The organism is Devosia oryzisoli, from assembly GCF_014837245.1.
In the GTDB taxonomy this organism is placed as follows: domain Bacteria; phylum Pseudomonadota; class Alphaproteobacteria; order Rhizobiales; family Devosiaceae; genus Devosia; species Devosia oryzisoli.
In genome coordinates this window covers 511,905-536,503 of the sequence record NZ_JACYFU010000003.1, presented here as the reverse complement: position 1 = coordinate 536,503, position 24,599 = coordinate 511,905, and the positions used below count along the sequence as shown (strand labels likewise).

At 62.9% G+C, this 24,599-nt stretch carries 25 protein-coding genes, 1 tRNA gene and 1 pseudogene; 17 read left to right on the top strand and 10 right to left on the bottom strand.

Annotation, left to right across the window (positions count from 1 at the left end):
- Positions 1-8: 8 nt before the first annotated feature.
- Together IC608_RS14170 and IC608_RS14165 are read right to left on the bottom strand one after the other, a co-directional pair.
- Positions 9-824 (bottom strand): COG3904 family protein, encoded by an 816-nt coding sequence (locus tag IC608_RS14170; protein WP_248306379.1) that lies wholly within the window; start codon positions 822-824, stop codon positions 9-11.
- On the bottom strand, positions 821-2,173 hold the full coding sequence (locus IC608_RS14165; RefSeq protein ID WP_191776753.1) for a hypothetical protein: 1,353 nt from the start codon (positions 2,171-2,173) through the stop codon (positions 821-823). Before IC608_RS14165 ends, IC608_RS14170 begins: the two co-directional genes overlap by 4 nt.
- 212 nt (positions 2,174-2,385) lie before the next feature.
- On the opposite strand from IC608_RS14165, the gene IC608_RS14160 reads away from it, so the two are divergent.
- Together IC608_RS14160 and IC608_RS14155 are read left to right on the top strand one after the other, a co-directional pair.
- Positions 2,386-2,461, top strand: a tRNA-Ala gene (locus IC608_RS14160).
- Between the two features lie 59 nt (positions 2,462-2,520).
- A complete protein-coding gene (locus tag IC608_RS14155) occupies positions 2,521-2,724 on the top strand; it encodes a hypothetical protein (protein ID WP_191776751.1) in 204 nt (67 codons plus the stop codon).
- A 27-nt stretch (positions 2,725-2,751) separates the two neighbouring features.
- Here IC608_RS14155 and IC608_RS14150 read toward each other — a convergent pair whose 3' ends face one another.
- Entirely contained in the window at positions 2,752-3,762 is a 1,011-nt protein-coding gene (locus IC608_RS14150) for an ABC transporter ATP-binding protein (protein ID WP_191776749.1), read from the bottom strand.
- 160 nt (positions 3,763-3,922) lie between these two features.
- Between IC608_RS14150 and IC608_RS14145 the strand changes: the two genes are divergently transcribed.
- From IC608_RS14145 to IC608_RS14135, 3 genes are all read left to right on the top strand, one after another.
- Positions 3,923-5,161: an ABC transporter substrate-binding protein gene (locus tag IC608_RS14145; RefSeq protein ID WP_191776747.1), complete on the top strand. Its 1,239-nt coding sequence runs from the start codon at positions 3,923-3,925 to the stop codon at positions 5,159-5,161.
- A 68-nt stretch (positions 5,162-5,229) separates the two neighbouring features.
- Positions 5,230-6,150, top strand: a complete 921-nt coding sequence (locus tag IC608_RS18180) for a carbohydrate ABC transporter permease (RefSeq protein WP_210316359.1) — start codon at positions 5,230-5,232, stop codon at positions 6,148-6,150.
- A 5-nt stretch (positions 6,151-6,155) separates the two neighbouring features.
- A complete protein-coding gene (locus IC608_RS14135) occupies positions 6,156-6,980 on the top strand; it encodes a carbohydrate ABC transporter permease (RefSeq protein ID WP_191776743.1) in 825 nt (274 codons plus the stop codon).
- 36 nt (positions 6,981-7,016) lie between these two features.
- On the opposite strand, the gene IC608_RS14130 is transcribed toward IC608_RS14135, so the two are convergent.
- Entirely contained in the window at positions 7,017-7,790 is a 774-nt protein-coding gene (locus IC608_RS14130; RefSeq protein ID WP_191776741.1) for a GntR family transcriptional regulator, read from the bottom strand.
- Between IC608_RS14130 and IC608_RS14125 the strand changes: the two genes are divergently transcribed.
- Complete coding sequence (locus tag IC608_RS14125) at positions 7,789-8,898, top strand: zinc-dependent alcohol dehydrogenase (protein ID WP_210316358.1); 1,110 nt, start codon at positions 7,789-7,791, stop codon at positions 8,896-8,898. The two genes, IC608_RS14130 and IC608_RS14125, sit on opposite strands and share 2 nt — an antisense overlap.
- A 39-nt stretch (positions 8,899-8,937) precedes the next feature.
- Here the strand turns inward: IC608_RS14125 and IC608_RS14120 are convergent, their stop codons facing one another.
- Positions 8,938-9,720: an SDR family NAD(P)-dependent oxidoreductase gene (locus tag IC608_RS14120; RefSeq protein ID WP_191776739.1), complete on the bottom strand. Its 783-nt coding sequence runs from the start codon at positions 9,718-9,720 to the stop codon at positions 8,938-8,940.
- Between the two features lie 92 nt (positions 9,721-9,812).
- Between IC608_RS14120 and IC608_RS14115 the strand changes: the two genes are divergently transcribed.
- From IC608_RS14115 to IC608_RS14100, 4 genes are read left to right on the top strand one after another with little or no spacing between them, the layout of a single operon-like run.
- Positions 9,813-10,985 (top strand): Gfo/Idh/MocA family oxidoreductase, encoded by a 1,173-nt coding sequence (locus tag IC608_RS14115; RefSeq protein WP_191776736.1) that lies wholly within the window; start codon positions 9,813-9,815, stop codon positions 10,983-10,985.
- A complete protein-coding gene (locus IC608_RS14110) occupies positions 10,985-11,902 on the top strand; it encodes a sugar phosphate isomerase/epimerase family protein (protein ID WP_191776734.1) in 918 nt (305 codons plus the stop codon). Before IC608_RS14115 ends, IC608_RS14110 begins: the two co-directional genes overlap by 1 nt.
- Positions 11,903-11,905: 3 nt before the next feature.
- Positions 11,906-12,316 (top strand): Gfo/Idh/MocA family protein, encoded by a 411-nt coding sequence (locus tag IC608_RS14105; RefSeq protein ID WP_282567985.1) that lies wholly within the window; start codon positions 11,906-11,908, stop codon positions 12,314-12,316.
- Positions 12,283-12,813: a Gfo/Idh/MocA family protein gene (locus tag IC608_RS14100; protein ID WP_191776731.1), complete on the top strand. Its 531-nt coding sequence runs from the start codon at positions 12,283-12,285 to the stop codon at positions 12,811-12,813. The genes IC608_RS14105 and IC608_RS14100 overlap by 34 nt, the downstream gene beginning before the upstream one ends.
- Positions 12,814-12,843: 30 nt before the next feature.
- On the opposite strand, the gene IC608_RS14095 is transcribed toward IC608_RS14100, so the two are convergent.
- On the bottom strand, positions 12,844-13,608 hold the full coding sequence (locus IC608_RS14095; RefSeq protein WP_191776729.1) for an amidohydrolase family protein: 765 nt from the start codon (positions 13,606-13,608) through the stop codon (positions 12,844-12,846).
- 5 nt (positions 13,609-13,613) lie between these two features.
- On the bottom strand, positions 13,614-14,753 hold the full coding sequence (locus tag IC608_RS14090; protein WP_210316357.1) for a Gfo/Idh/MocA family protein: 1,140 nt from the start codon (positions 14,751-14,753) through the stop codon (positions 13,614-13,616).
- Between the two features lie 208 nt (positions 14,754-14,961).
- On the opposite strand from IC608_RS14090, the gene IC608_RS14085 reads away from it, so the two are divergent.
- Positions 14,962-16,014 carry a Gfo/Idh/MocA family protein gene (locus IC608_RS14085; RefSeq protein ID WP_191776725.1) on the top strand — a complete coding sequence of 351 codons (1,053 nt, stop codon included), beginning with the start codon at positions 14,962-14,964 and terminating at the stop codon, positions 16,012-16,014.
- A gap of 220 nt (positions 16,015-16,234) precedes the next feature.
- Here the strand turns inward: IC608_RS14085 and IC608_RS14080 are convergent, their stop codons facing one another.
- Together IC608_RS14080 and IC608_RS14075 are read right to left on the bottom strand one after the other, a co-directional pair.
- Entirely contained in the window at positions 16,235-16,846 is a 612-nt protein-coding gene (locus tag IC608_RS14080) for a PilZ domain-containing protein (protein ID WP_191776723.1), read from the bottom strand.
- Between the two features lie 448 nt (positions 16,847-17,294).
- Positions 17,295-17,492, bottom strand: coding sequence for a hypothetical protein (locus tag IC608_RS14075; RefSeq protein ID WP_191776721.1), 198 nt, complete (start codon positions 17,490-17,492; stop codon positions 17,295-17,297).
- Between the two features lie 764 nt (positions 17,493-18,256).
- Here IC608_RS14075 and IC608_RS14070 point away from each other — a divergent pair.
- The 6 genes and pseudogenes from IC608_RS14070 (at position 18,257) to hisD (ending at position 23,626) form a co-directional block, all read left to right on the top strand.
- On the top strand, positions 18,257-19,402 hold the full coding sequence (locus IC608_RS14070; RefSeq protein WP_191776719.1) for a TRAP transporter large permease: 1,146 nt from the start codon (positions 18,257-18,259) through the stop codon (positions 19,400-19,402).
- A gap of 28 nt (positions 19,403-19,430) precedes the next feature.
- Positions 19,431-19,574, top strand: a complete 144-nt coding sequence (locus tag IC608_RS18640) for a LacI family DNA-binding transcriptional regulator (protein ID WP_191776717.1) — start codon at positions 19,431-19,433, stop codon at positions 19,572-19,574.
- A gap of 87 nt (positions 19,575-19,661) precedes the next feature.
- On the top strand, positions 19,662-20,525 hold the full coding sequence (locus tag IC608_RS14060) for a substrate-binding domain-containing protein (RefSeq protein WP_191776715.1): 864 nt from the start codon (positions 19,662-19,664) through the stop codon (positions 20,523-20,525).
- A 35-nt stretch (positions 20,526-20,560) separates the two neighbouring features.
- Positions 20,561-21,724, top strand: coding sequence for an iron-containing alcohol dehydrogenase (locus tag IC608_RS14055; protein ID WP_428055660.1), 1,164 nt, complete (start codon positions 20,561-20,563; stop codon positions 21,722-21,724).
- Positions 21,721-22,314 (top strand): shikimate kinase, encoded by a 594-nt coding sequence (locus tag IC608_RS14050; protein ID WP_191776712.1) that lies wholly within the window; start codon positions 21,721-21,723, stop codon positions 22,312-22,314. Before IC608_RS14055 ends, IC608_RS14050 begins: the two co-directional genes overlap by 4 nt.
- A 3-nt stretch (positions 22,315-22,317) precedes the next feature.
- Positions 22,318-23,626 (top strand): annotated as a pseudogene (hisD, locus tag IC608_RS14045) (histidinol dehydrogenase).
- A gap of 28 nt (positions 23,627-23,654) precedes the next feature.
- Here the strand turns inward: hisD and IC608_RS14040 are convergent.
- The gene (locus IC608_RS14040) at positions 23,655-24,590 is read right to left on the bottom strand and encodes a LysR family transcriptional regulator (protein WP_191776701.1); all 936 of its coding nucleotides are present in this window, start codon (positions 24,588-24,590) and stop codon (positions 23,655-23,657) included.
- Positions 24,591-24,599 lie beyond the last annotated feature (9 nt).

Below are 24,599 nucleotides of genomic sequence, written 5' to 3'. Positions count from 1 at the left end.
TCAAAACATCACTTTTCCAACCACGTCGTGACGAGCTTGAGATCCTCCATTTCCTGGGGCTTGAGATAGTAGAGCCGATCGGGGGGCGTTTCCAGCGCGTGCAGCCAAAGCGCCGGATCAACGCCGCTCTCGGCAAGCTGTCGCGTGACCTTTGCCGTCACCCGCTGCGCGTCCGCCATGGCGACCCCGGCCGCGGCCAGGGCTTGTGCCGGATCGGTCGAAAGCGACGCGGCATAGATCTGGTGCACCCCGATCGCCGCCTGCCGCCCCGCCCGCCGCTCCACGCCCCCGGCAAACACAAGCGGACACGAGGATGCGCAGAGCGTCCCGCTATCCACCTGTGTGGAAAGGCCTTTTTCTCGGATGAGACGTCCCATCTCGAGCGCATCAGCGACCGAGCCCCCCGGTGAATTGAGTACCACCGTCTTCACGTACTCGCCGCGCTGGACGATCTCCTCGGCAAAGCGCACCGCGGCGCCCGCGCCGATGGTGCCGGTGAGGTGGAGATTGCCCCCGCCTTCGAGCGCGATCTCCAGCGGCGCCTCGAGCGCTGCCTGCGGCGTCGAGACCGTCGGGCGCGGCTGGCCGTCCGGATCGGGCGCGCTCGCCGGCGGCAGCACCGGCTCGGGCACGAAGGTCAGGTCCGCCTGGCTGGCGCTTAACTCACGATAATCGACATAGAGCACCCCAGCTGTACCGGCGAGCAGGGCAAAGAAGGCAAAGCGCAGGATCGACCCGTCCTCGATCCGGGCGAGGCGCGCGAGCAAAGAGGGGGACCGGGGTCCGCCTTTGCCGCCAGAACCCGCTTCTGCCGCCGTGCTCATGCCGGTCGCGGCCCCTCCCCACGCTTGCGCTGCGCCATTTCGATCTTGGTCACCGTTCCGTCCTCGGCGGCGGTCTCGACAGGCGGTTCGTCAGCCAGCGGCTGCTGCTCGTTCACGCGCTCTTCATCGGGCTTGATACCCTCCCGCACCGGCGCAATGCCCGCCGCCTCCATCTGCCGGTAGATCGACAGGGCGCGCAACATTTCGGCCGCCGTGATGCTCTCGGCCTCCTCCAGGTCCTGCGCATCGCGCCGCATCGCGTCGTTGACGACCATCAGCACCAGCACCATCACGACGGGCAACAGGTCGATCGACATGGCGCCTGCCCAGGACGGAATGAAATCGCTCCAGTAGCGGATGACGGCCTCGGCCGAAGAAAGCGGCACGAAGCGCCGCTGCTCGACCGGGGGCGTTGCCAGAATTTCGTCCGCCGCCAGCGCCAGCGCCGCCGATTGCGCATCCACCGACGCGCGCACCGTCTCCATTACCTGGTCCTGCCGGCTCGCCAGGTCTGCCGATTGTCCGTCCGCCACCGGGGCGATGAAGCCCGCCGTCAGGTCGGACGCAGCGCGCTTGACCGATCCGGCCACGTCGGTCTGCTGCAGCGCCGCGATCACCGCCGAAAGCTGCACTGCCTCGGCCTGGAAACTGTCGGTCCGCGGCTCGATGGTGCCGGGCGTGGACACGAGCTCGCGCATCCTGGCCAGGTGCTGCGACCCCTCCTCGAACAGCCCCTCCACCTCGGTGCGCGAGGTGGTGATGGTCTGCCCAAGCTGGTTCATCTGCTGGCTCATCTGCGACAAGAGCTGCACCACGCTCCCCGACCCTTGCGTCCCCGTCAGTGCGCCGCTCTCGCGTTCGTCCTGGGCCAGCGCCGCGAACCGCGCCGAAGCGCGTTCCACGTCCGGCAAGAGGCTCTGGCTGGCCAGCGCATTAGCATGGGCGCGGTCGAGATCTTCGGCATAGCCCTGCAGCGTCACGGCCATGTGCTGCTCGAGTGCCGCCGATCCGGCCAGCGCGGCGGCATTGAGCCAGGAACTCATGGCGATGATCATGCCGCAGCCCAGCAGCATGACCAGGAACAGGCTGATGCGCTGCACCCCGCTGACCACCAGCGGAATGAACCGCATCATGTAGGTCCAGAAGGCATAGATGGCGACCGAGACGGCGGCCGAATAGATGATGGCGGCGAAGAACACGAAGGTTGCCGAGCCATCGAGCAGGCCCCGCACGCCCAGATACGTGTATACGCCCGAGGCCAGCGAGAGCACGGCCAGCGCGAATCGCGTCATGGTTTCAACGCCGCGCACCGTTTCGTTGAGGCGGAACGCGTTGGGCTTGAGCTGCATGACATGTCCCCGCACAGCCGGGTCGAACTCCCCGGTTTTAAGCAGACGTTAACATGCACATCCGGGCCGAACAGTGGCAGATGTTAATCCGGTTCGCCAAACACGGCGATTTGCGCGCGCCGTTTCCTGCGCGAGGGGCCCCTCTACCGCCCCCGCCGTTCCACAATCCCCTTGAAGTCGCGCCGCAATCGCGCGATATACCGCCTCGGTGAGGGGCTGTAGCTCAGTTGGGAGAGCGCGTCGTTCGCAATGACGAGGTCAGCGGTTCGATCCCGCTCAGCTCCACCAACTAACTTGTCACACATTTTTTGCAGTAGAATCAGCAACTTGTGCCCGGTGGGTGGCTGATGAACGCCGGTCGGCCCGAAACGCCGGTCGCCGGCATCACGGCCGATGACTTGGGGGCCGCCGCACTCGGCAAGGAAGCGCGCTCTGCTGAAGAGCAGAAGCGGATTGCGGTGCATGAGGCGGGCCATTGCGATACCGGCGCCTGGAACATCGTTGCGCGCCGGGGTGTGCCGTTGTCGGTCAGTGTTTGCTTGCGTGCATGAATGACTGGAAGCAAGCCGACAGTGACGTCATCTTATCGCGCGACCAGTGCTATCGAACCGGTGGATGTGTCGTGCCTCGAAGGTCATCGGCAGTTCCTGGGCAAGGGTGATCTCGTGTTGGCGATCGGTTTTTACCACGACCAGTTGGTCACCAACTCGCACATATGCCAGCATGTGTTCGCCCAATTGCTCCACGATTTCTACCGTGCCGCCTAAAGTCGCCTCCTCCAGTCTCGCCGGTTTGAGGTGCTCTGGTCGTATCCCAACAAGACTGGCGTCGGCGCCAACTCCGCCAGCCAGAGCCGCAGCGGGTAGAAAGTTCATCCGAGGCGAACCAATAAAGCCCGCGACAAAGACGTTGTCGGGCCGATCATAAAGGTCGAGCGGCGTGCCAACTTGTTCGATCCGCCCGCCGTTCAGAACCACTACCCGGTCGGCAAGCGTCATTGCCTCGATCTGGTCGTGCGTCACGTAGATCATGGTGGCGCCGAGCGTCTGGTGAAGCCGGGCGATCTCAATGCGGGTCTGTGCACGGAGAGCCGCGTCAAGGTTGGAAAGGGGTTCGTCGAACAGGAACACCTTTGGTTCTCGGACGATGGCTCGTCCAATCGCCACGCGCTGCCGCTGCCCTCCGGACAGTGCCCGGGGCAGGCGCTGAAGCAGCGGTTCGAGCTGCAAAATCCTCGCAGCTTCCGACACCCGCCGCGCCACTTCAGGCTCGGGGGTCCTGATGTTTCGTAGCCCGAAGGCGATGTTGTCGTAGACGCTCATGTGCGGGTAGAGCGCGTAGGACTGGAATACCATGGCAATGCCACGACCCGATGGCGGCACCTCATTGACCATTTGGCCGCCTATGAGGACGTCGCCCCCTGAGATGTCCTCGAGGCCAGCGATCATGCGCAGCAAAGTCGACTTGCCGCATCCAGATGGGCCTACAAAGACCACAAGTTCTCCTGATGGCACCTCAAGATTTACGCCATGGATCACCTCCAAGCCGCCAAAACTCTTCCGCACATTTCGAAGTGCCATTCCAACCATGAGTTCCTCCTCCGACGGTCATGGGTAAACTCCACCCAGGCATCGTTGACAGACTTTGTTATTACATTATGATGATTTGTCAAACGGTAGCGATCGGCGGGAAGCCGGCTGCCGCTGACCCGTCGGCTGTCAACCGGCGTTCATACGAGGGAGGAATGCAATGAGGAATGTGACACTCGCCATGCTTGGCGTGGCAGTTCTGGTAGGGTGGTCAGGTAGCGTCGCGGCGCAGACCCTGACGGTCTCCAGGTGGGCGGGGCCGCAAGCGGATGCCCAGAAGGTGCTGCTCGACCAATACGCCGCCGAGCATGGCATCGAAATCCGCTTCGATGCCATCGATTACGGCCAATTGAAGCAGAAGCAAACGCTCAACATGAGCACCAAGACGGGCGAGTACGACCTGATCTATGTGCCGGAGGCCTGGTTCGGCGAATACTCCGAGGCCGGCTATCTGGAGCCCCTCACCAAATACGTCGAAAACCCCGAGCTGACTGGCGAAAACTGGGATATGCTCGACTTCTCTCGCGCCGGCATGGACGTTTATTCCGATGCCGACGGCGCGCTGAAGGCGCTCCCCTACTTCGCGCAGACCCCGCTGCTGGTCTACAACAAAACCATGCTGGAAGAGGCTGGCTTCGAGCCGCCACAGACCTGGGATGAACTGCTGGCCGTTGCCAAGTACTTCAAAGAGCAAGGCACCGGCATCGCGCTACCGTTCCGCCAGGGCTCGGCAATCACCAACGTCCTTGCCGTGCTGCTTGCCGGCAACGAGACGGACTTCTTCGCCGCCGACGGAAAGCTCGACCTGACCAACCCAGCCGTGGTCGAAACGGTCAATTTCATGCAGGACCTCGCCCAGTACGGTTTCAACGGCTCCAATGGCTGGCACTGGGATGAGGTCAACAAGGTGCTGCAGTTCGGCCAGGCGCCCCTCGGCATCACCGCCTCTGGGCTGTTCACGGCGCTTGAGGACGAGGACCAGTCCAATGTCGCCGGCCAACTGGGTTATGCCCCCATTCCTCACAACAAACGGGTGGCAGGGCTGCTGCAGATGTGGGGCTGGGCCATTCCGGCCGACAGCAAGAACAAGGAGGAGGCCTTTAAGCTCGCCGCATGGCTCACCAGCAAGGAAGCCCTGACGGCAATGAGCGAAGCCGATCCGTCCTTCATCAGCTTCCGCCAATCGCTCGGCAGCGACCCGGCGCTTGCCGCCACGGCCCCATGGCTGCAGGCCGCCAATGAGGCGCTGGCAAGCGGCGTGACCCTGCCGCTGCGGCCCGCCGCTCCCGAACTGCTGACATCGCTCGCCACCGGCCTGTCCAGCGTAGTGACCGATCCCAATGCGGATGTTGGGGGGATGCTGTCCGGTGTACAGGACGCCGAGGCCGGCAAGTTCTAGGTTGGACCTCCCGCCAGCGCTGCCTTCGGGCGGCGCTGGTCCTTTCATGTAACGGACCGGAAATGACAGTGACCACTGCTGGATCCACCTCCACCTGGCGCCCGACGTCGAGTTATGCGCGGCGAGACCAGATGCTTGCCTGGCTGCTTCTCATTCCCGCAGCCGCCGTCGTGGTGACGGTGATGATCCTACCGCTCGGCTTTGCGCTGTTTGCCAGCCTGTTCCAGTACAGCCTCGGTCAGGAAGACCGCATGGTCTTCGTATTCCTCGACAACTACGTGCGGTTCTTTACCGACCCGGTGGCGCTGCACGCCCTGTTCAACACCCTCCTGTTCACGGTCCTTTCACTCTCGCTCTGCCTGGCAGTTGGCGTGGGGGTCGCTGTCCTGCTGCGCGACATGCATCGGCCGACGGCAAATGTCCTGCGCGCCATCTACGCCATGCCTATCCTGATCTCGCCGATCATCGTCAGCCTCATCTGGCGCTATATGTACGATCCGACCTATGGGCTCGTGTACTGGCTACTGCATCTGTTCGGGCTCGGCGGCTTTCCGGGACTCACCAGTTCGGCCACCGCGCTTATCTGCATCGTCATCGCCGACGTCTGGCACACGGCTCCCTTCATCATCCTCGTGGCCTCGGCCGGCCTGACCGTTATTCCCGAGGAACTCTACGAAGCAGCCCGCATCGATAATGCCAACCCCTTGCAGGTCCTCTTCAAGATCACCCTCCCGCTGCTTACCAAGGTGCTGGTGGTGCTGATCCTGATCCGCGGTACCGATGCGTTCCGCACCTTCGATCTGATCTACGGCCTGACCGGTGGCGGACCGGCTAATGCCACGACCTCACTCAGTATTTACGCCTATCAGCAGGCCTTCGAGAACAATCAGATGGGTTACGCGATGGCCGCGTCCATCGTCACGCTCGCCTGCCTGGTGGTGCTGTTCGGGCCGTTCCTGCGCAACTCTGCTCAGGACCAGGGGGAGTAACGACAATGCGGAAACCAACGGTCGGATCCGTTGCCAAGTGGGTCGCGCTGGTCCTGTTTTGTGTCTGGACCATCGTTCCCATCGCCCTTGTGGTGCTCAATTCCTTCAAGAAGGCCAAGGACATCTTCACCACGACGCCGACGCTTTTCTTCACGCCGACCCTCGACAACTACGTGAACGCCTTTACCAAGGCCAATTTCGGCCTGTTCTACCTAAACAGTATCGTGGTGGCGCTGGTTTCGACGGTGATTGTCATAGTCGTCGGCACCTTCGCGGCCTACGCGCTCACCAATTTTCGCCTACCGTTTGCCAACGCCATCGCCGGCGGTTTCCTGCTTGGCAAGCTTGTGCCGGTGATCTCCATCCTCCTGCCGCTGTTCGTGATGATCAACGCCATTGGCCTCCGTGGCACCCTCGCTGGCCCGATCATCGCGCACGCCGCGCTCAACCTGCCGTTCGTGATCTGGCTTATGATGGGCTTTATCCGAGACGTACCTCGAGAACTCGCCCAAGCAGCGATGATCGACGGCTGCACACGCATGCAGATCTTCTGGAAGGTCATCTTTCCAATCATCCTGCCTGGTGTCGCCGCCGCCTTCGTACTGTCGATGCAGTATTCCTGGAACGAGCTGTTGTTCTCTCTGCAGCTGACAACTCTCGATACCTACACCTTGCCGGTGGGCATCGCGAGTTTCGTGGGAGCTATCTCGGTCGACTGGGGATTGTCGAGCGCTGCCGCCACCGCCACCATGGTGCCGCTGATCATCGTTGGTTTCTTCGTGCAGAAGCACATCGCCCAAGGCACCACCGGCGGCGCGGTTAAGGGCTAGGCGATGTCAGTTATCTCCACGGAACCTCGCGCTCAGCTACTTCTCCACAACGGTCATCTCGAACGCGTACATGTCAGGCCGATAGGAGTTGAGGCCATATTCGAAGGCTTGGCCGGACTGGTCGAAGAAGGTGCGCGTCATGGTCAGAACCGGCGAACCGGGGTCCTGCTCAAACAGGTCAGCTTCCTGCTTCGTTGCTACTCGCGCGCCGATCGTCTGACGGGCCACCCGCATTGCCACACCCCGTCCGCGCAACAGCTGGTAGAGCCCGTACTTCTCGAGGTCGGCGACTGCCAGGTCGAGAAAAGCCGGCGGCATGTAGTTCTCGAGCAGGGCGAACGGCACGTCTTCGCTGTAGCGCAACCGCACCGTGTGCAACACCTCGGTGCCCGGGGGCAGCGCCAGCGCCTCCAGCACTTCCGCCGGCGGCACCACCGCCTCCCTAGTGAGCACTCGGGTAGTGGGCGAGCGCCCGGACAGGCTAAGGGCGTCGTAGAGGCTGGTGAATTCCACTCCGCGCTTCAATCGTCCGGGCACCACTTGAGTGCCGACGCCGCGCCTCCGCACCAGCATGCCCTTGTCGGCGAGCTCGCGAATGGCCCGGCGAACCGTGGGACGGGAGATGTTGAGCTGATCGGCGAGTTCAACCTCATTTTCGATGCGCGAGCCGGCCGGCAATTGCCCACTCTCAATCGCATCCTGAAGCCGCTGAGCGATCTGGTAGTAGAGCGGGATTGGTCCGGCACGGTCCAGGTTGATGAACAGGTCTTTGATGCTAGTCGTCACTGGCCCCCGATTATCATCATGCATGTATCTGCTCCTGCGTCGCGACCTGATTGTAAAAACAATCTATCATATCATGAACTGTCCCGGACACACAAAGGGCGGCGAATTCACAAGGAGTACGCGGGAAATGCCGGCTTCGACTGATACGACTTCGGAAATGCTTGCCGTGGTCAAGACCGGACCGGGACCGGAAAACGTCCTCGTCCAGCCGATGCCGGTGCCCGAAGCGGGCGAAGGCATGACCCGGGTGCGGGTCTTGGCAGCCGGCATCTGCGGCACGGATGTTCACATAGCCCGGGACGAATACCGCTACGAGGCGCCAGTGATCCTCGGTCACGAGATTCTGGGCATGGCCGAAGCCGCCGACGCCGAGCCGCAGCGCGTGACGGTCGAGACTTATTTCTCCACTTGCGGCCGGTGTGACTGGTGCCGCGACGGCCGACCGAACCTTTGCCCCAGCCGCCGATCAATCGGTTCTTTCGAGAATGGCGGCTTTGCCAGCTATGTGGTCGTGCCCGCTCATAATCTCCATCCGCTGCCCGACTTTCTCGACGACATCGAAGGCGTCCTTTCCGAGCCGCTTGCCTGCGTCACGCATTGCCTGCTCGACCCGCCGGTGGTGAGCGCAGGCGACCGCGTGCTCGTCACCGGCCCCGGCACCATTGGCCAACTCGCAGCCCAGGTGGCCCGGGCGGCCGGCGGGCTCGTGACGCTCGCGGGCCTGCCCAAGGACAGTTCCCGGCTGGACATCGCGCGCAGTCTCGGCATCGAAACCACCACAGGATTACCGGAAGCCGAAGCGTTTGATGTCGTCGTCGAGTGCTCCGGTAGCGCCCCCGGTGCCGCGGCCGCCCTTCGTGCGGCCCGCCGTGGAGGGCGCTATGTGCAAGTCGGCATTTTCGGCAAAGACGTCACCCTGCCGATCGATCTCGTGCTCTACAAGGAGTTGGTGGTGACCAGCGGCTTTGCATCGACTCCCAGTTCGTGGCGGCGCGCGCTGGCGCTGATCGAGCAGAAGCTCGTGACACTCTCCCCGCTCGTCACCCGCCGCGCCGACATCCGCGACTGGCCGAGTGCCTTCGAGGCCGCGGCCTCCGGTGAGGGGCTGAAAACGGTGATTGTGCCGGAATGACCTCCGCACCGAGGAAGGGGCGAGGTCGTCTCGCTCCCCTCACGTCTTTTTGTGCCCCACCGAGCCGTTCAACGTCAGCCCGCCATCCACCAGCAACACCTGTCCGGTAACATACCGCGCCGCGGGCGAGCCCATCATGACGATAGCGTCCGCGATTTCCTCAGCCGCGGCAATGCGGCGCAGCGGAATTCGAGCGCGATAGGTGGCGCGCACGTCCTCCGTCCAGCTCTGATCGTTGAGAGGCGTTTCGGTTGCCCCCGGCGATACCGCGTTGACCCGCACTCCCGTCGGCCCCAACTCCACAGCCATGGAGCGTGTCAATCCGGCAATGCCGCCCTTCGCGGTCACATAGGCGGTCATGTCGGTGGGCGGAAACGGGTCAACGGCGGAACTGATGTTGACGATGGCGCCGCTGCCCGCCGGGACCATGTGACGAGCCGCCGCTCGTGCGCCACGGATATAGCCCATGAGATTGGAATCCAGCAGTTCGGACCAGTCGTCGTCCGACATCGACAAGAAGGGCTTCACCAGAAGCCGTGCCGCATTGTTGACCCACACATCGATCCCACCCCAGGCAGCGGCAGCGGCATCGGCCAGCCGGTTGATGTCAGCGGTGCTGCGGGCGTCGCCTACCTGGATCAGCGGCTCGCCCCCGGCGGCGCGGATTTCCTCTTCGAGCGCCCGGGTGGTCTCTGGGTTGGGGTCGCGGTGGAGGCCCGCCACCCGGCCACCCTGTGCCGCATAGACCAGCGCGGTTGCACGCCCGATACCTCGTGAAATGCCAGTGATGACAGCACGTGGTCCAGTGTTCGATCGATCCATAACATCCTCCCGTTCCAAGGCTTTTGTATTAACAATCGAACTATTTGACAATCACTGGCGCACCACTTAGCGTTGCTCCACCGGAGGGGGAAGTGAAAACTACAGCAAACTTAGTCGCCGCCGTTGTAGGTACCGGCTTCATCGGCGCCGTCCATATCGATGCAATCCGCCGGCTTGGGGTGGAAATCGCGGGAGTGGTCGGCTCTTCAGCCGAGCGCGCCGCAGCAAAAGCCGAGCAGTTCGGTGTCGCCCGCAGCTATGCCAGCTTCGAGCAGATGCTCGAAGATCCGCGAGTTGATGTAGTCCACATCACGTCGCCAAATCACCAGCACGCTCATCAAGCTGAAGCAGCACTGCTGGCCGGCAAGCATGTAGTGTGCGAGAAGCCGCTTGCTCTCACCTCCCGCGAGACCGACCATCTGCGCCGCACCGCCCAAAAGACGGGCAAGGTCGCAGCAGTGAACTTCAACATCCGTTTCTACCCGCAGGTGCACGAGATGCGCGCTCGCATCGCGAACGGCGCCGTCGGTAGGCCGAACCTGATTATGGGCTCATACCTTCAAGACTGGTTGCTGCGTGATACCGACTGGAACTGGCGTGCCGAACGCGAAAAGGGCGGTTCGCTGCGGGTGGTTGGCGACATCGGTTCGCACTGGTTCGACCTCGCGACCTTCATCACTGGCCGCCGCATCGAAGCGGTGATGGCGGAACTGCCGACCTTCATTGCCGTGCGCAAGAAGCCGCGGGGCCCCGTCGAGACTTTCTCCGGTGCGGGCGGCGGCTTGACCACCGACGTCGATATCGGTTCGGAAGACGCAGCCATCGTCATGCTGCGGTTTGAAGGCGGCGCTCGCGGCGTGATGACGGCCTCCCAGGTCAGCGCCGGCCGCAAGAACGGCATCACGGTCGAAATCAGTGGCTCGGAAGCCTCCCTTGCCTGGATAGGTGAACGTCCTGATGAGCTGTGGATCGGCCATCGCGACAGTGCCAACGAGGTGCTGCTGCGCGATCCGGGGCTCTTGACCCCTGGGGCCGCAATGATCACGGCGTTGCCGGGGGGCCATGCCGAGGGGTTCGAGAATGGCTTCAAGGCCATGTACCGCGCCATCTATCAGGATGTGCTCGCCGGCAGCCCGTCGGCCACCCCGGCCTATGCCACCTTCGAAGATGGCCATGAAGAAGCTCTGATCGTTGAAGCGGTGGAGCGCAGCGCCCGCACCGGCCAATGGACGACCATTGATCGCCAGCAGCAGGAGACAGTGTAATGAAACTTGGTTTTCTAACGGCACCCTTCGCCCACCAAGACCTTGAGGAGGTCAGCAGATGGGGCCGGGAGGCTGGCTTCTCTGCCATCGAGATTGCAGTATGGCCGCGAGCAGGAGGCGCCAACCGCCGCTACGCAGGAACTTCGCACATCGATGTGGCGACGCTCGATCAGTCGACCGCCTCGCGCCTTCGCGACGATCTAGATGCGAAGGGTCTCGAGATTTCCTCCCTCGCCTATTATCCCAACCCACTCGATCCTGACGAACGGATATCGACCGCGGCATTTGCGCATCTCAAGGATGTGGTGAAGGCAGCGCGGCTTCTCGGCGTGCGCACCGTTGGCACCTTTGCTGGCCGCGACAAGACACAATCGCTCGACGCCAATTTCGACCGCTTCGCTCAGGTCTGGCCAGACATGGTGCATTTTGCGGGCGACCACGGCATCAAAATCGCTATCGAGAACTGCCCTATGATCTTTTCCGGCGACGAATGGCCGGGGGGCACCAACCTCGCCTACTCTCCCGCCAATTGGAGGCGGATGTTTGACATCATACCGGACGAGAATTTCGGGCTCAACTTCGACCCCTCCCATCTGATTTGGCAGTTCATCGACATTCCCCGCGCAATCCGCGAGTTCGGCCCCCGCATCTTCCACGTCCACGCCAAGGATCTCGAGATCCGCACCGACGGGCTCTACGAGCACGGGGTGATGAGTGCCGGCGTGGGCTGGCAGGTGCCGCGGCTCTGCGGGCTTGGACAGGTCGATTGGGGTGCCTTTTTTGGGGCGCTTTATGCTGTGGGATACGACAACGTTGTATCCATCGAGCATGAAGACCGCATGTTCGAGGGCAACCTGGAAAAGGTGCAGCGCGGCTTCGCCATTGCGCGCGACGCGCTCAAGCCTTTCATCCACTAGCCGATGGCGAATCTGCCGAGATTCGGGTTGATCGGCACAGGTGTATGGGCGCAGTCCGTGGCCATGCCAGCGGCCGCCGCTAGTTCTGAGGTCCGCTTTGCCGCCCTGCTTGGCCGCAACGGCAAGGTGGTCGATGCACTCGCCACCCCGTATGGGGCGCAAGCGTTCACCGGTTGCGACAGTTTCCTCGACGCCGTCGACATTGTGGGCATTGCCGTGCCGCCGGCGGTGCAGCCGAGCTTTGCAAGGGCCGCCATTGCCCGAGGCAAGCCGGTGCTGCTCGAAAAGCCGGTAGCGCTGAACGTTGGCGAGGCGGAGCGGATGGCCGAAGATTTGGAGCGCGCCGGCTTACGCTCGGCTGTGTTCTTCCCCACCTCTACATGTCAGCGGTTGCCGACTGGCTCCAACAGGTGACATCGGCCGGCGGCTGGATGGGGGCGCGCATCGAGAGCTTCTCACAAGTTCTGATCGACCCGGCCAGCCCGTATTATGGGACGGCCGCCTGGCGCGGACCTGCAGGGGCGCTTTGGGACATCGGCCCCCACGCGGTGGCACTGCTGCTCTGGGTACTCGGTCCCGTGGAGCGGGTTTTCGCGAACAAGGGCCGTGGCGATCACACCCAGACGCTGCTGGTCCACCGTTCCGGGGCCTTGTCAAGCATCAGTCTCGCCATGGACGCGCCTGCGCCCATTCCCGGGGAAACGGCCTTCTACGGCAAGCACGGCCGTTGGGCCATGCCGCCCATCGGAGATTGGGTTGGCGGGTCCCCCCAGGCTTACGGCTCGGCCATCGCGCCCCTTGTATCGCCAGGAGAGCCGCATCCCGCCGATGCGCGGTTTGGATTGGCAGTGACCCGGGTTTTGTGGGGCGCTGAACAATCCCAGAGGCGGGGGCTTGCAATCATTATTTAAGCGGCCGGCCCGGAGGCCGGCCGCCGGTGGTCAGGCGAGGCGGGCGATCAGCGCCTGGGCGTTCCCGGAGAAGATCTTCCGTTGGTCCGCTTCGGAGAGGCCTGCTGCCTTGATGGAGGCGATCACCTGCTGCGGGCTGAAGTAAGGGGCGTCGCTGCCGTACAGCACCCGCTCCGCCCCCAGTCCATTGACGAGCTCGGCGCAGATAGCGGGATCGGCCTGATAAGCGAGATCCACCAGCAGGTTACTATGCGCCCTCGTCTGTGCGATCGCCTGCGCCCGCTGATCCTGCGTGAACACCGGATGGCCGAGCTGGAAGGTCAGATGCGGAAACGCTGCCGCCACCTTGGCGATGGCGTTAGGATTGGCGCGTCCGTCCGGCGTTGAGTGCAGGAGGATCAACCCGGGCCTGTTTCCCCAGGAAGACAGCACTGCCGCAAAGGCGGGCGAATCGACCGAGAAGCCTTCGAAGGTGGCGTGGAACACCATGCCCTTGAGGCCAAGTTCGTCACGGGCGCGCCGTACCTCGGCATGGCCGGCCTCCCCGTGCCGCACCTCGATGGCGGCAAGCCCCATCGGGAAGCGGTCGGGTCGCTGCCGTACTGCGGCGGCAATGGTGTCGTTCATCCGGCGAGTGTCGGCGAGGCCATCGGCCTGCAGCCCGCCGGCCGCCACCGAGATGATCGATTGCTGGATCGCGGCAGCATCCATGGCGGCGAGCCATTGCTCGGTCGTCTGGCCCACGCCCGAGGTGATCGTGGTCCCGATATGACTGTGGGCATCTATGATGGTCACCAAAGTCAGGCTCCCACACTGTCGAGGCCGAGCTTGCGCCCTTCCTTTCCAGACTTATAGGCGGCCTCGAGGATGAGTTGGGTCTTCAGTCCAAACTCGCCGTCGCTGCGCACCGCCGTGTCGTTCAGGCAGGCATCGACGAAGTGCTGGTGCTCTGGCACCCAGGGGCTCTCCTCCCCGTTGATATGCATGGAAAACTCACGATGGTCCGGCGGCATCACCGGCAGCTTCGGCGATACCCAGCCATTGTTGAGCAGCGGGTCAAGCGCATCATTGTCTGAGGTAAATACCCGAAAGGTGGGACGGGCGGCAGCATCCCAGGCTATTGTGCCTTTGGTCCCGAACACCTGCCACTGGTCCTTGAAGGCGGTAGTGGCGCCCCCCGGTTCCTGCAGGCGGTTGGACCCGGAGATTTCGAGAATGGCCTTTTCCGTCCGCACGAGGATCACCGCTGTGTCCTCCACCTGGACGTCGGCGGTTAGTGCCCCGTACTCGGCGTAGACACTGTCGATCCGTGGGTTCCCCAGCAAGTATAGCGCATTCGATACGTGGTGGACGTTGCCGTCGAGGATAACGCCGCCGCCCGCCAGTTCTGGATTGAATCGCCAGCCGGCCGTCACGTCCGGAGTGTACCACGCCATGATGGCCTTGAAGAAGAAGGGCTCGCCGATCAGCCCCTGGTCGATGATCTGCTTGGCGCGTTCGACAGGCGGCAGAAACAGCTCGAAGAACGATACCATCAACTTAAGGTTCTTCTCCCGAGCGAGCGCAACAGCGGCCCGCGACTCGACCACGGACGCGGTCATCGGCTTTTGCACCAGCACATGCTTGCCCGCATGAAGTGCTTTCATGATCAGCATCCCATGGGGCTTTGAGGAAGTTGCGATCACCACCGCATGCACATCCTCACGGGCCAAAACGGCGTCGAGGTCGGTCGAGCAGGTCTCAAAGCCAAAGCGGTCCTTGAAGCGTTTGGCTGCGGCTTCATCGATGTCGACGCTTGCGACCATCCGGGCATTCGGCACCTTCGATAAGGCAAAGGCGTGGCTGCGGGCAATGCCGCCGCATCCGACCAACACGACACCAAGTCTCTCCGACATTCCAGTTCCTTCCACGAGAAGCACGACGCCAACCTTCAGCGCCACAGACCATATGACAGAATGTTTGCACATACGACTTGACGCCGCAAGCCGGGCTGCTACAGCATGGTGACGACCGATCGCAGGCGCCAAGAACGGCGCTTTGGTCGTAAGTCCTTGCTATGTAAATGACAATTTTTTCTGCAGCAGTGAGTCAGACCGTGGCGGGCGCACCTAAACAGAATATTTGTTCCATTAGGGAGTATTTTTGGAAATGAGCGACTTCCCGGAGCAAATGCCCACCCCCGCCGTCGCGCCCTTACGTGGCGGCCCGGTCCTGCGCTGGGGGGTGCTCGCACCGGGCGATATTGCAAACGACTTCGTCAGGGCCATCCACACCCACACAGATCAACGCGTGGTCGCCGTGGCGGGCCGCTCACCCGAAAGGGCGCAGGCCTTCGCCGATCGCTTCGGGATCGCCCGCGTGCACCCCGACCATGCCGCGCTTGTGGCCGACCCCGCCGTCGACATCGTTTACGTCGCCTCGCCCCACAGCGAGCATAAGCGCATGGCCTTGCTCGCCATCGCGGCGGGCAAACACGTGCTGGTGGAAAAGCCGATCGCCGTGACGGCCGCCGAAGCGCGCGAAATCCGCGATGCTGCGCGCAACGCCCGGGTCTTCGCCATGGAAGGGATGTGGAGTCGCTATCTTCCGCAGACCGACGCAATGCTGAAGCTGCGTGATGATGGGGTTCTCGGTGACCTCAGGCTCGTCACTGCCGATTTCGGAACCCGGGGCAACCCCGACCCCACCGGCCGGATCTATAACTCCGAGTTGGCTGGCGGTGCTCTTCTCGACCTTGGGATATACCCCGTATGGTTCGCACATCTCTGGCTTGGTAAGCCGGATCAAATTACAACATTGGGCACTCTAACGTCCACCGGCGTGGACGAGCAGGCGGCGATTGTTCTGCAGTATAATAGCGGGGCCCAGGCACTCCTCTCGACGACGCTCATGGCGTTCACGCCGGCGCGCGCTAGCGTGAGTGGCACTAAAGCCCGAATAGAGGTCAATCCGTGGATGGCCGTGCCTGCCGGCTTCGAACTGGTGAAGCCAGGCAAAGGGGATGTTCGACTGCAGTTCCGCAACGATACACCCCTTCAATTCCGCGACGGTCTCGCATGGGAAGCCGCGGCAGTCGCTCGCCACGTAGCCGACGGACTACTCGATTCGCCGCTCCACCCCCTCCAGTTTGCCATAGGGGTGCTCGAGACCATGGATGAAATACGCCGGCAAATTGGCACTTTCCGAGCGAGTTCTTCTTGACGCCGGCCGGGAGAGCAGCACCGTGATGGATCCGGTGCGACTTTCTCTGCATCAATCCATTGCCAGAAAGCCATGATTGCCGCGGATGAGCGGCGTTGTGAGGCCTTACCAGATGATCGCTGAGGTCTGAAGGCAGGGTCTAGATGAAGCACCGAACCAGCCGGCCGACAGCCAGATCGTCAGCGACCAGTGAGATGCGGCGCCTCCTGTCTGTCAGGGGCTATGCCCCGACTAGGGTGCGGGCGTAGGCCCGAAGTTGGTCCACAAGCTCGTCGTGACTGTTCGAGGACAGGCTGGTGAGGTGACCCTCAAGGTCTGCGTCATCCTGCCGATCCAGGAAATGCACGGCAAATCCATCGTCACGGTAACGCACTACCCGTCCCAACAGCTTGCCAACGGCTACCGGGGCGCCGAGCTTTGGGCGGATGGCTGCCGAGACCGCCACTCCGGAGCACGACATGTCGATGATGAAGGCATCCGCGCGCGTGCCGTCGAGCAGCACTACAACGCAGTGGCGGTTACGCGGTAGCCGACGCTTGTTCTCACGATGATCTGGTGTGTTGCTGACCTGTCGCTGCTTCATCCAACCGAGCTTGGCTGCCAGGTGGCGCCTTTCAGCTTCAGAAGCCACGATCGCTACCGTGAAGCCTTGCAGCGTATGGCGTTCCACGCGCCCGTGAAACAGTCCCAAATCGTCAAGTTTGATAAAAATGCCTTCGCCGGTGTCACCGCGTACAGGCGCCTCCAGCACCAGGTCTGTCGTGGAAATACTCTGCGCGCGGCACGGGAAGATCTTACTTTGGCCAGTCGCTCCATCCTTATGGCCGGCCAAGGAGTAGCACCCAGAAAAACTGCGAACGAGCCGAATGTCCCTCGACTTGTACTGCGACCCTGTGGCTGTTGAAGGAACAGTAGCCATGATGGAGCAAGCTTGCAGGTTGCCTATCCGATCCTGCGATCATTATTGGAAGAAAGACTTAAATTATAGTAAAATTTAACCGTTTTACTGTCAGCTCCGTTTGCGCCCTCAAGGAGACGACACGGTCAATAAAGCCAATAATGCAGAATTAGTGTCACTACTTATGCGGCATTTCGTTGCTCGAACTTGCCTCGAATTCCGCGGGGTCGCAGCGCCGTATACCTGTGAAGGGCTTTTGTCGGCGGACAAAAAAGAAGCCGAGCTCTCCAGCGGACCAGCGACGATTGAAGGCCGCTCTGGCCGGCATGAAATTTCCAACAGCTCATGATCTCATGGACCGGCCGGTTTCAATCCTGAGTAGTCAATGCAGTCGAACCAGCAGATATTCGTCGCCGAACTGAATGCCGCACACTTCCGCCTCATGCTCTCGGTCAAATTGAGTGATACACAGAGGCGCACGATCACGAGGCTTCTTGCCGAGGAAGTGAAGACCTTGGCCCGGTTCACGGCGGCGGCGGTCGAACGCGCACTGTCCGAATTGCTTGACCTGCTCGCGCAAGGGCCAAACACCCACTGGTGCAACGTTCAGCCGTCGTTCACAGCGTGTCGGGGCGTAGGCCCTGTGGTGCGAAGGTCAACTGATGCCCCACTCTCGCCAGTGCGTTGGCTGTAGGTTCGGCAGACGCTGCATTGTCTGCGCATTCATCCAGCCTCCAAGAGTTCTGCGACACGCAAAGACCAGGGCATGTATGCCCTCTGCGTCGATTACGGCCAATTGGATGTCGCGATCAATTGGGGCGGTCGATATTTCTTGCCACCCAGAATTGGACGCGCGCGCCCTTGAGGCGTCGACTGAAGTTTGCATATGCGTGCTCCGCTCTCAGGCGAGAGCACGTCCATTGTCCCCCAGTTGCCGGCACCTGTGAAACTTCCGGCAATAAAGGAGACTACGCCTCCTGCGGGGGTACAATCCATTTCGACGCCTCGTGTGCCTACTGGCTCGGCCGCCTCAGGTTCTGCGGTCAATCATGCGGGGCACCGTGCTCCGGCGTCTTGCTCTTGAGGCGCCGTCTGGAGTGCTTTCCGGCGCTTGACAGAAAACAGATTTGTCCGGGACACCGGCGGAACGCGACGGCGTGCCCAGTGCTATTACAAACCGGTTCAACTGCTTCGGCCGAGTGGCATGCTGAGCCTTAAGCCACTCGGCGAAATAGAACTGACTCAGGCCCAGCGGCGCTCGAACGCCCAGACGTCTTCAAAGCCCAACAACGCGCACATTTCGTTGAAATCGAACAACGCGGCATCTTTGTCCGCTCGAGCTCGATGGGCGACATCGTCTGGTCCGCCAGTACCGATTTCGTTCTCATTGCCGTCCCGATCTTCATCCTCATGGGCGAGTTGATGCTGCGCTCCGGCATTGCCGGAGGCATGTTCAGTGCGCTCTCAAAGATGCTGTCGACCCTGCCCGGCGGCCTGATGCACGCCAATATCGGGGCCTCCGCGCTGTTCGCGGCCACCTCCGGATCGAGCGTTGCCACCGCTGCAACCATCGGCACGGTCTCGACGCCTCACCTGAAGTCCGGTGGCTACAACAAGCCGCTTTATCTCGGCTCCATCGCCGCCGGCGGCACGCTGGGCATTCTGATCCCGCCCAGCATCAACATGATCGTCTACGGCATGCTCGCCGAAGTGTCGATCCGCAGCCTCTACATCGCCGCGCTCATCCCCGGCCTGGTGCTCGCCGCCCTGTTCATCGGTGTGGTCCTGGTCATCTGCATCGCCAGGCCGGAAATGGGCGGCAAGGAAAAGCGGGCAACACTCAGGGAGGTCTTTGCCGGTCTTCCGGCCCTGCTCTCTCCGTTGATCCTCTTTCTGACCGTGGTCGGCTCGATCTACGCCGGCCTCGCCACGGCCACCGAAGCGGCGGCGCTGGGGCTCATCGCCACCCTCATCCTTGCGGCACTGCGCAAGGAGCTGAACTGGTCCGTGATCAAGGCGTCGTGCGAAAGCGCCATGCGCACCACGGCCATGGTCATGCTGATCATCGTTTCGGCGTTCTTCCTGAACTTCGTCCTGTCCAGCACCGGCCTCACCGCAACGATCTCGAACACCATTGCCGGGCTTGATTTGCCGCCTGTCGTGACGCTGTTGATCATCATCGCGATCTATCTCGTCCTGGGCTGCTTTATGGAAACGCTGACGCTAATGGTTGCGACGACCCCGATCGTGGTTCCCGTGATCGTTGCAATCGGCTACGACCCGATCTGGTTCGGGGTGCTGTTCATGGTGCTGATCGAGGCAGCGTTGATCACGCCACCCATAGGAATGAACCTGTTTGTGGTGCAGACGATTTATCCCTCGGCAACGTCCTGGGACGTGGCAAAGGGCGCATTCCCCTTCCTGCTCGCGATGTTCCTCATGATCGCGTTGCTCATCGCCTTTCCGGGGCTCGCTCTCGCGCTTCTCTAGGCACTTTTGGAACTGGACTGGACATCCCATGCCGACTGGTAGCAAGACACGAGCCCAAGGCAGCAAAGGGGCATCGGCCTTGGACGTGGCGCGGTTTGCCGGCGTTTCTCAGGCAACCGTGTCCCGCGCCTTCACCGAAGGGGCCAGCATCAGCCGGGCACTTCGCAAGTAGGTCCTCAGTGCGGCCCAGGAACTGGGGTACCAGCCCAACATCATCGCCAGGAGCCTCACGACCAGCAAGACCAAGATCGTCGGTCTGGTGATGGGCAATTTTGAGAACCCGTTCTACAGCGTGGTCCTTGAAGAACTCACGCTCGAACTGCAGCGGGGGGGCCTGCACCCCTTGCTGTTCGTGGTCCCACGGGGTCAGGCCGTGGACGGGGTCCTGCCCCAACTCCTGCAGTATCGCGTCGACGCGATCGTCATCGTGTCCGCCACGATGAGCTCGAACATGGCCGAGGCATGTCTCAAGCGCGGGCTGCCCGTTGTCCTGTTCAACCGCAGCATCCCCAATGCTGCCGCCCATGTCGTCATCAAGGACAATTACCGGGGCGGCGGGATCATGGCCGACCTCCTGGTCGGCTCGGTCCACCGGCGGCTGGGATATATCTCGGGCCACACGGACACGATGACCAGCATCGACCGGCAACGCGGCTTCATGGACCGGCTGCAATTGCTTGGGGTGGCCGATGTCGTGACCAGGCAGGGCAACTACACCTATGAGGGCGCCCGCCGCGCCGCCACCGAGATGCTGGCCGCGCGCGACCGCCCGGATGGCATCTTCTGTGCCAATGACCTCATGGCCTGCGGTGCCGTCGACGCCGCGCGCGCCCTTGGTATCGACGTGCCCGGCGAACTGTCCATCGTTGGGTTCGACGACATTCCCCAATCCAGCTGGGCCGGCTATGGGCTGACGACGATGCGCGGCCAGGTGGGCGCCATGGTCCGGTCCACCTGCGACCTGCTCGCGCGCTTGAGCGACAGCGAATCCCCCGAGCGGGTTTCGATCACCATGCCGACCGAACTGGTTGTGCGCGGCTCGGCCCGCATCAACGACGCAACCATCGCAGCCCTGGCCGAGAGCGGCATCGCGGTCGTCCGAGAGCCGATGCCGCAGACCTGATCCAACCCCAAAACGTGCGGAATTGAAAAAAACCCATGGCCAGTCCACGCTCCAATTTTGCCTTTTTTTCGGTGAGCGGCATGCTCTTTTCCCCCGGCGGAGCGCACCAGCTCGCCACCTTCACCCGCGGCGGTCTGGGGCCTCGCGTCTTGCTGGTGACCGATGCCACCATCCGGCGATTGGGGTTGTGCCAGCCGGTGCTGGATGCGCTGGCCGGTTCTGACGTCACCATCTTCGACGCCGTCGAGGCCGATCCAAAGGTCACGACCGTGGAAGCGGCGGTTCGCGCGGCCCGGGAGAACAAGGTCACCGGTGTCGTGGGCCTGGGCGGTGGGTCATCGCTCGACGTGGCCAAGGCCGCAGCCCTGCTCGCCGGTTCGGGCCAGACGCTCGACGAGGTCTGGGGCGTCAACAACGCCAAGGGGCCGCGCCTGCCGCTGGCCTTGATCCCCACCACCGCCGGTACCGGGTCAGAGGCAACGCCGGTGGCCATCTTCACGCTGCCCAATGATGAGAAGCGGGGCGTGTCGACATCGCTCAACATCCCGGACTGGGCCATTCTCGACCCGGACCTCACAGCCGGCCTGCCGCCGCACATCACCGCCATGACGGGACTTGATGCGGCGGTACACGCGATCGAGGCCTTCGTCTCCGCCAATGCGAACAACAACCCGCTGTCGCGGTTGCTGGCGAAGGAGGCGCTGTCGCTGCTGTGCGGCAATATTGGCGCGGCGGTATCGAATGGCCATGACGGAGAGGCGCGCAGCGCCATGCTGCTCGGCTCCTACATGGCCGGCCAGGCCTTTGCCAATTCCCCGGTGAGTGCGGTCCATGCCCTGGCCTACCCCATCGGCGGCGGCTTCCACGTTCCCCATGGCCTCTCGACCGCGCTGATGCTGCCGCACGTCATGCGCTTCAATCAGGCTGCCGATCCGCTGCTCTATGCCGAGCTGGCAGTGGCCAGCTTCCCCAACCTTGCCTCCATCGCGCCGGAAGGGCGGGGCGAGGCCTTCGTCCAGGCGCTGGACGGCTTGCGCCAGGAGATCGGCCTGGTCGGCCGCTTGCGGGACGTGGGCATTGGCGAGGATCACCTTGCCGGCATGGCCCGGGACGCGATGCAACAGCAGCGCCTTCTGGTGAACAATCCCCGGCCGTTGACCGAGCAGGATGCGCTCGACCTCTACAGGGCCGCCTGGTGAAACGCCCACGGCACCATTCGCGATATCCGTTGTCCGATGGGCAGCCCATTGCGCTTGTCGGCATGATGGGGGTCGGCAAGACCACGGTGGGGCGCCACCTTGCCCGCTTTTTCGACTCGCGGTTCCTCGACAGTGACGAGGAGATTTGCCGCTCCGCCGGCATGCCCATCCCCGACATATTCTCATCCTACGGGGAACCGGCCTTTCGCGACCTGGAATACAAGGTCATCGACCGCCTGCTGGGCAAGGGTCCTGCCGTGATCAGCACGGGGGGCGGCGCCTTGACCGATGCCAGGACCCGGCACGCGCTCCTCACGCGCAGCTGCGTGATACGGCTTGATGCATCGATCGATGACATCGCCATGCGCGTGAGCCGCACCCAGGACACGCGACCGAACCTGGCCGGCGAAAGCCTGCTGGACACCCTCGCCAGACTGATCAGGGAACGCGAGCGGTTCTACAGTCTCGCGCACAGGACATTTCACGCTCAAAGCGGGCAGTCGTCACGACAGCTCGCCTTCGACATCGCAACGGCTCTGCTGGACGGGACAAGCCCGACAACAAGCCATTCGTTCAACCTGGAGGACTAAACAATGGCCGAGTGGCTGAAGCGCTCCGTCGCCAAGGGCGAAACGAGCCAGCAAAATGAGAAGGTGGCGGAGACCGTCGCCAATATCCTCCGCGACATAAGGGAGCGCGGCGACGAGGCCGTTCATGAGCTTTCGCGCAAGTTCGATAATTTCGCGCGGGACGACTACCGCCTGTCGCAGGCTGAGATCGACCGCTGCATCGACACGCTGTCGCGCACCGATCGCGACGACATCCGGTTCGCGCAGGCGCAGGTGCGCAATTTTGCCCAAAAGCAGCGCAGCGCCATTCTGGATCTTGAGGTGGAAACGCTGCCCGGCGTGGTGCTCGGCCACAAGAACATCCCGGTGAACGCCGCCGGCTGCTATGTGCCGGGCGGCAAGTATCCCCTTCTGGCCTCCGCCCATATGTCGGTCATCACGGCTCGCGTCGCCGGCGTGCCCACAGTCATCAGTGCCGCCCCCCCGTTCGAAGGCAAGCCGGCTCCCGCCATCGTGGCGGCCCAGCACATGGCCGGTGCCGATGAAATCTATTGCCTGGGCGGCATTCAGGCGATCGCTTCGATGGCCTATGGAACAGTGGGCATGCCGAGCGTCGACATGGTCGTCGGGGCCCGGCAATGCCTTCGTGGCCGAGGCCAAACGACAGATTTTCGGCACCGTCGGCATCGATCTGCTGGCCGGCCCCACCGAGACCCTTGTCATCGCCGATGAATTTGGCGCCGATGCCGAGCTGTGCGCGACCGACCTGCTTGGACAAGCCGAACATGGCGTCAATTCCCCGGCCGTTCTGCTCACCACAAGCCGGTCCCTGGCGGTGGACACGATGCGCGAGGTCGAGCGCTTGCTGGCCATCCTGCCCGCGGCCGCGGTGGCATCGCGATCCTGGGCCGATTACGGGGAAGTCATTGTCTGCGAGAGCGACGCGGAGATGGTGGACGTCGCCAACGAGATCGCCTCGGAGCACGTGCAGGTCATGACGCGGGACCCTGACTATTTCCTCGAGCACATGACCAACTTTGGCGCCCTGTTCCTTGGCGCGCGGACCAATGTGGCCTATGGCGACAAGGTGATCGGCACCAACCACACCCTTCCCACGCGCGGCGCCCCACGCTTCACCGGTGGCCTCTGGGTCGGCAAGTTCCTCAAGACCGTCACCTACCAGCGTGTGTTGACCGATGAGGCATCGGCCATGCTGGGCGAACACTGCTCCCGCCTCTGCCGGCTCGAAGGCTTCGCCGGTCACGGCGAACAGGCCAATATTCGCGTCAGGCGCTATGGCCGAAAGAACGTGCCCTATGCCGGGACGCCCTGATTGCACCACCGCAGGGGGCGGATTCTGCTTACGCGTTGATCAGGCGCAGGCTGTCAGCCACTTCGGGGGCTGACTGCCTTTCGGCGGTAATGAATTCTCGCATGCTCTGGACGAAATTCTGCTCCAGCGCGGGGCGCGCGCCGCGCGGGTGGATGGTGGCGTATGTCACCCAGCGGTCCTGGGTCAGGGGACGCAGCACCAGCGGCTCCCCGGGCCGAATGCGGCCACAGACTCGATCAACGATGGTGAGACCCAATCCATCTCGCACCAGTTGCGTGACGACGGGTGTAGAGGTGGTCTCATAGGGGATGGGTGGGGAAAGCCCGGCGCCTGAAAAAACCTGGTCCATCCGGTCACGCCAGCGCTGCCCCTTGCGCAAGGCGACCAGTGGCTGACCGACCAGGTCTTCGGGAGCCACTGTGCTCTGTCCGGCCAGCGGGTGGTCCGAGGGCATCAGGACGCCCATCCTCGCCTCGAGAAACGGTTCCACCGTGAGTTCGACGATGGCGTTTTCCAGCGGGACGGAGATGATCCCGAAATTGTAGGCCCGGGCAGCCACCATGCTTTCGATGCCGAAGCGGGTTTCGACATTGATGTCGCATTCGAACTGAATGCCCTGGCGCCGCATCCGCACCAGAGTGGGCGCGATGACGCCCATGGCCAGGGGCGCCGCCGTAACCAGCCGCAGGCGGTTGTTGGTCTGTTGCCGGATATCACGGGAGACCGCGCTCATCTCATCGAGGCCGCGCAGGATATGCTCCGTCTCCTTGTAGAAGCGGTCGCCCTCCTCAGTCAGCTCGAGCCGCCGCTTGTGGCGCGCGAAGAGGACGAGGCCCAGCTCGGCCTCCAGCAGCGAGACCAGCCGGCTGGCGGCAGAGGGCGAGATGTTGAGTTCGCGCGAGGCCTGGGCCAGCGAACCAAGGGTGACAATGCGTCGAAAGATGCGCAACGATCGCAGGTTCAAATCGGGGCC

Bases quoted from the DNA above. Each gene is read 5' to 3' on its own strand.
- IC608_RS14170 (WP_248306379.1), bottom strand. From the start codon at position 824: ATGAGCACGGCGGCAGAAGCGGGTTCTGGCGGCAAAGGCGGACCCCGG.
- IC608_RS14165 (WP_191776753.1), bottom strand. From the start codon at position 2,173: ATGCAGCTCAAGCCCAACGCGTTCCGCCTCAACGAAACGGTGCGCGGC.
- IC608_RS14155 (WP_191776751.1), top strand. From the start codon at position 2,521: ATGAACGCCGGTCGGCCCGAAACGCCGGTCGCCGGCATCACGGCCGAT.
- IC608_RS14150 (WP_191776749.1), bottom strand. From the start codon at position 3,762: ATGGTTGGAATGGCACTTCGAAATGTGCGGAAGAGTTTTGGCGGCTTG.
- IC608_RS14145 (WP_191776747.1), top strand. From the start codon at position 3,923: ATGAGGAATGTGACACTCGCCATGCTTGGCGTGGCAGTTCTGGTAGGG.
- IC608_RS14135 (WP_191776743.1), top strand. From the start codon at position 6,156: ATGCGGAAACCAACGGTCGGATCCGTTGCCAAGTGGGTCGCGCTGGTC.
- IC608_RS14125 (WP_210316358.1), top strand. From the start codon at position 7,789: ATGTATCTGCTCCTGCGTCGCGACCTGATTGTAAAAACAATCTATCAT.
- IC608_RS14130 (WP_191776741.1), bottom strand. From the start codon at position 7,790: ATGCATGATGATAATCGGGGGCCAGTGACGACTAGCATCAAAGACCTG.
- IC608_RS14120 (WP_191776739.1), bottom strand. From the start codon at position 9,720: ATGGATCGATCGAACACTGGACCACGTGCTGTCATCACTGGCATTTCA.
- IC608_RS14110 (WP_191776734.1), top strand. From the start codon at position 10,985: ATGAAACTTGGTTTTCTAACGGCACCCTTCGCCCACCAAGACCTTGAG.
- IC608_RS14105 (WP_282567985.1), top strand. From the start codon at position 11,906: ATGGCGAATCTGCCGAGATTCGGGTTGATCGGCACAGGTGTATGGGCG.
- IC608_RS14100 (WP_191776731.1), top strand. From the start codon at position 12,283: ATGTCAGCGGTTGCCGACTGGCTCCAACAGGTGACATCGGCCGGCGGC.
- IC608_RS14085 (WP_191776725.1), top strand. From the start codon at position 14,962: ATGAGCGACTTCCCGGAGCAAATGCCCACCCCCGCCGTCGCGCCCTTA.
- IC608_RS14070 (WP_191776719.1), top strand. From the start codon at position 18,257: ATGGGCGACATCGTCTGGTCCGCCAGTACCGATTTCGTTCTCATTGCC.
- IC608_RS18640 (WP_191776717.1), top strand. From the start codon at position 19,431: ATGCCGACTGGTAGCAAGACACGAGCCCAAGGCAGCAAAGGGGCATCG.
- IC608_RS14055 (WP_428055660.1), top strand. From the start codon at position 20,561: ATGGCCAGTCCACGCTCCAATTTTGCCTTTTTTTCGGTGAGCGGCATG.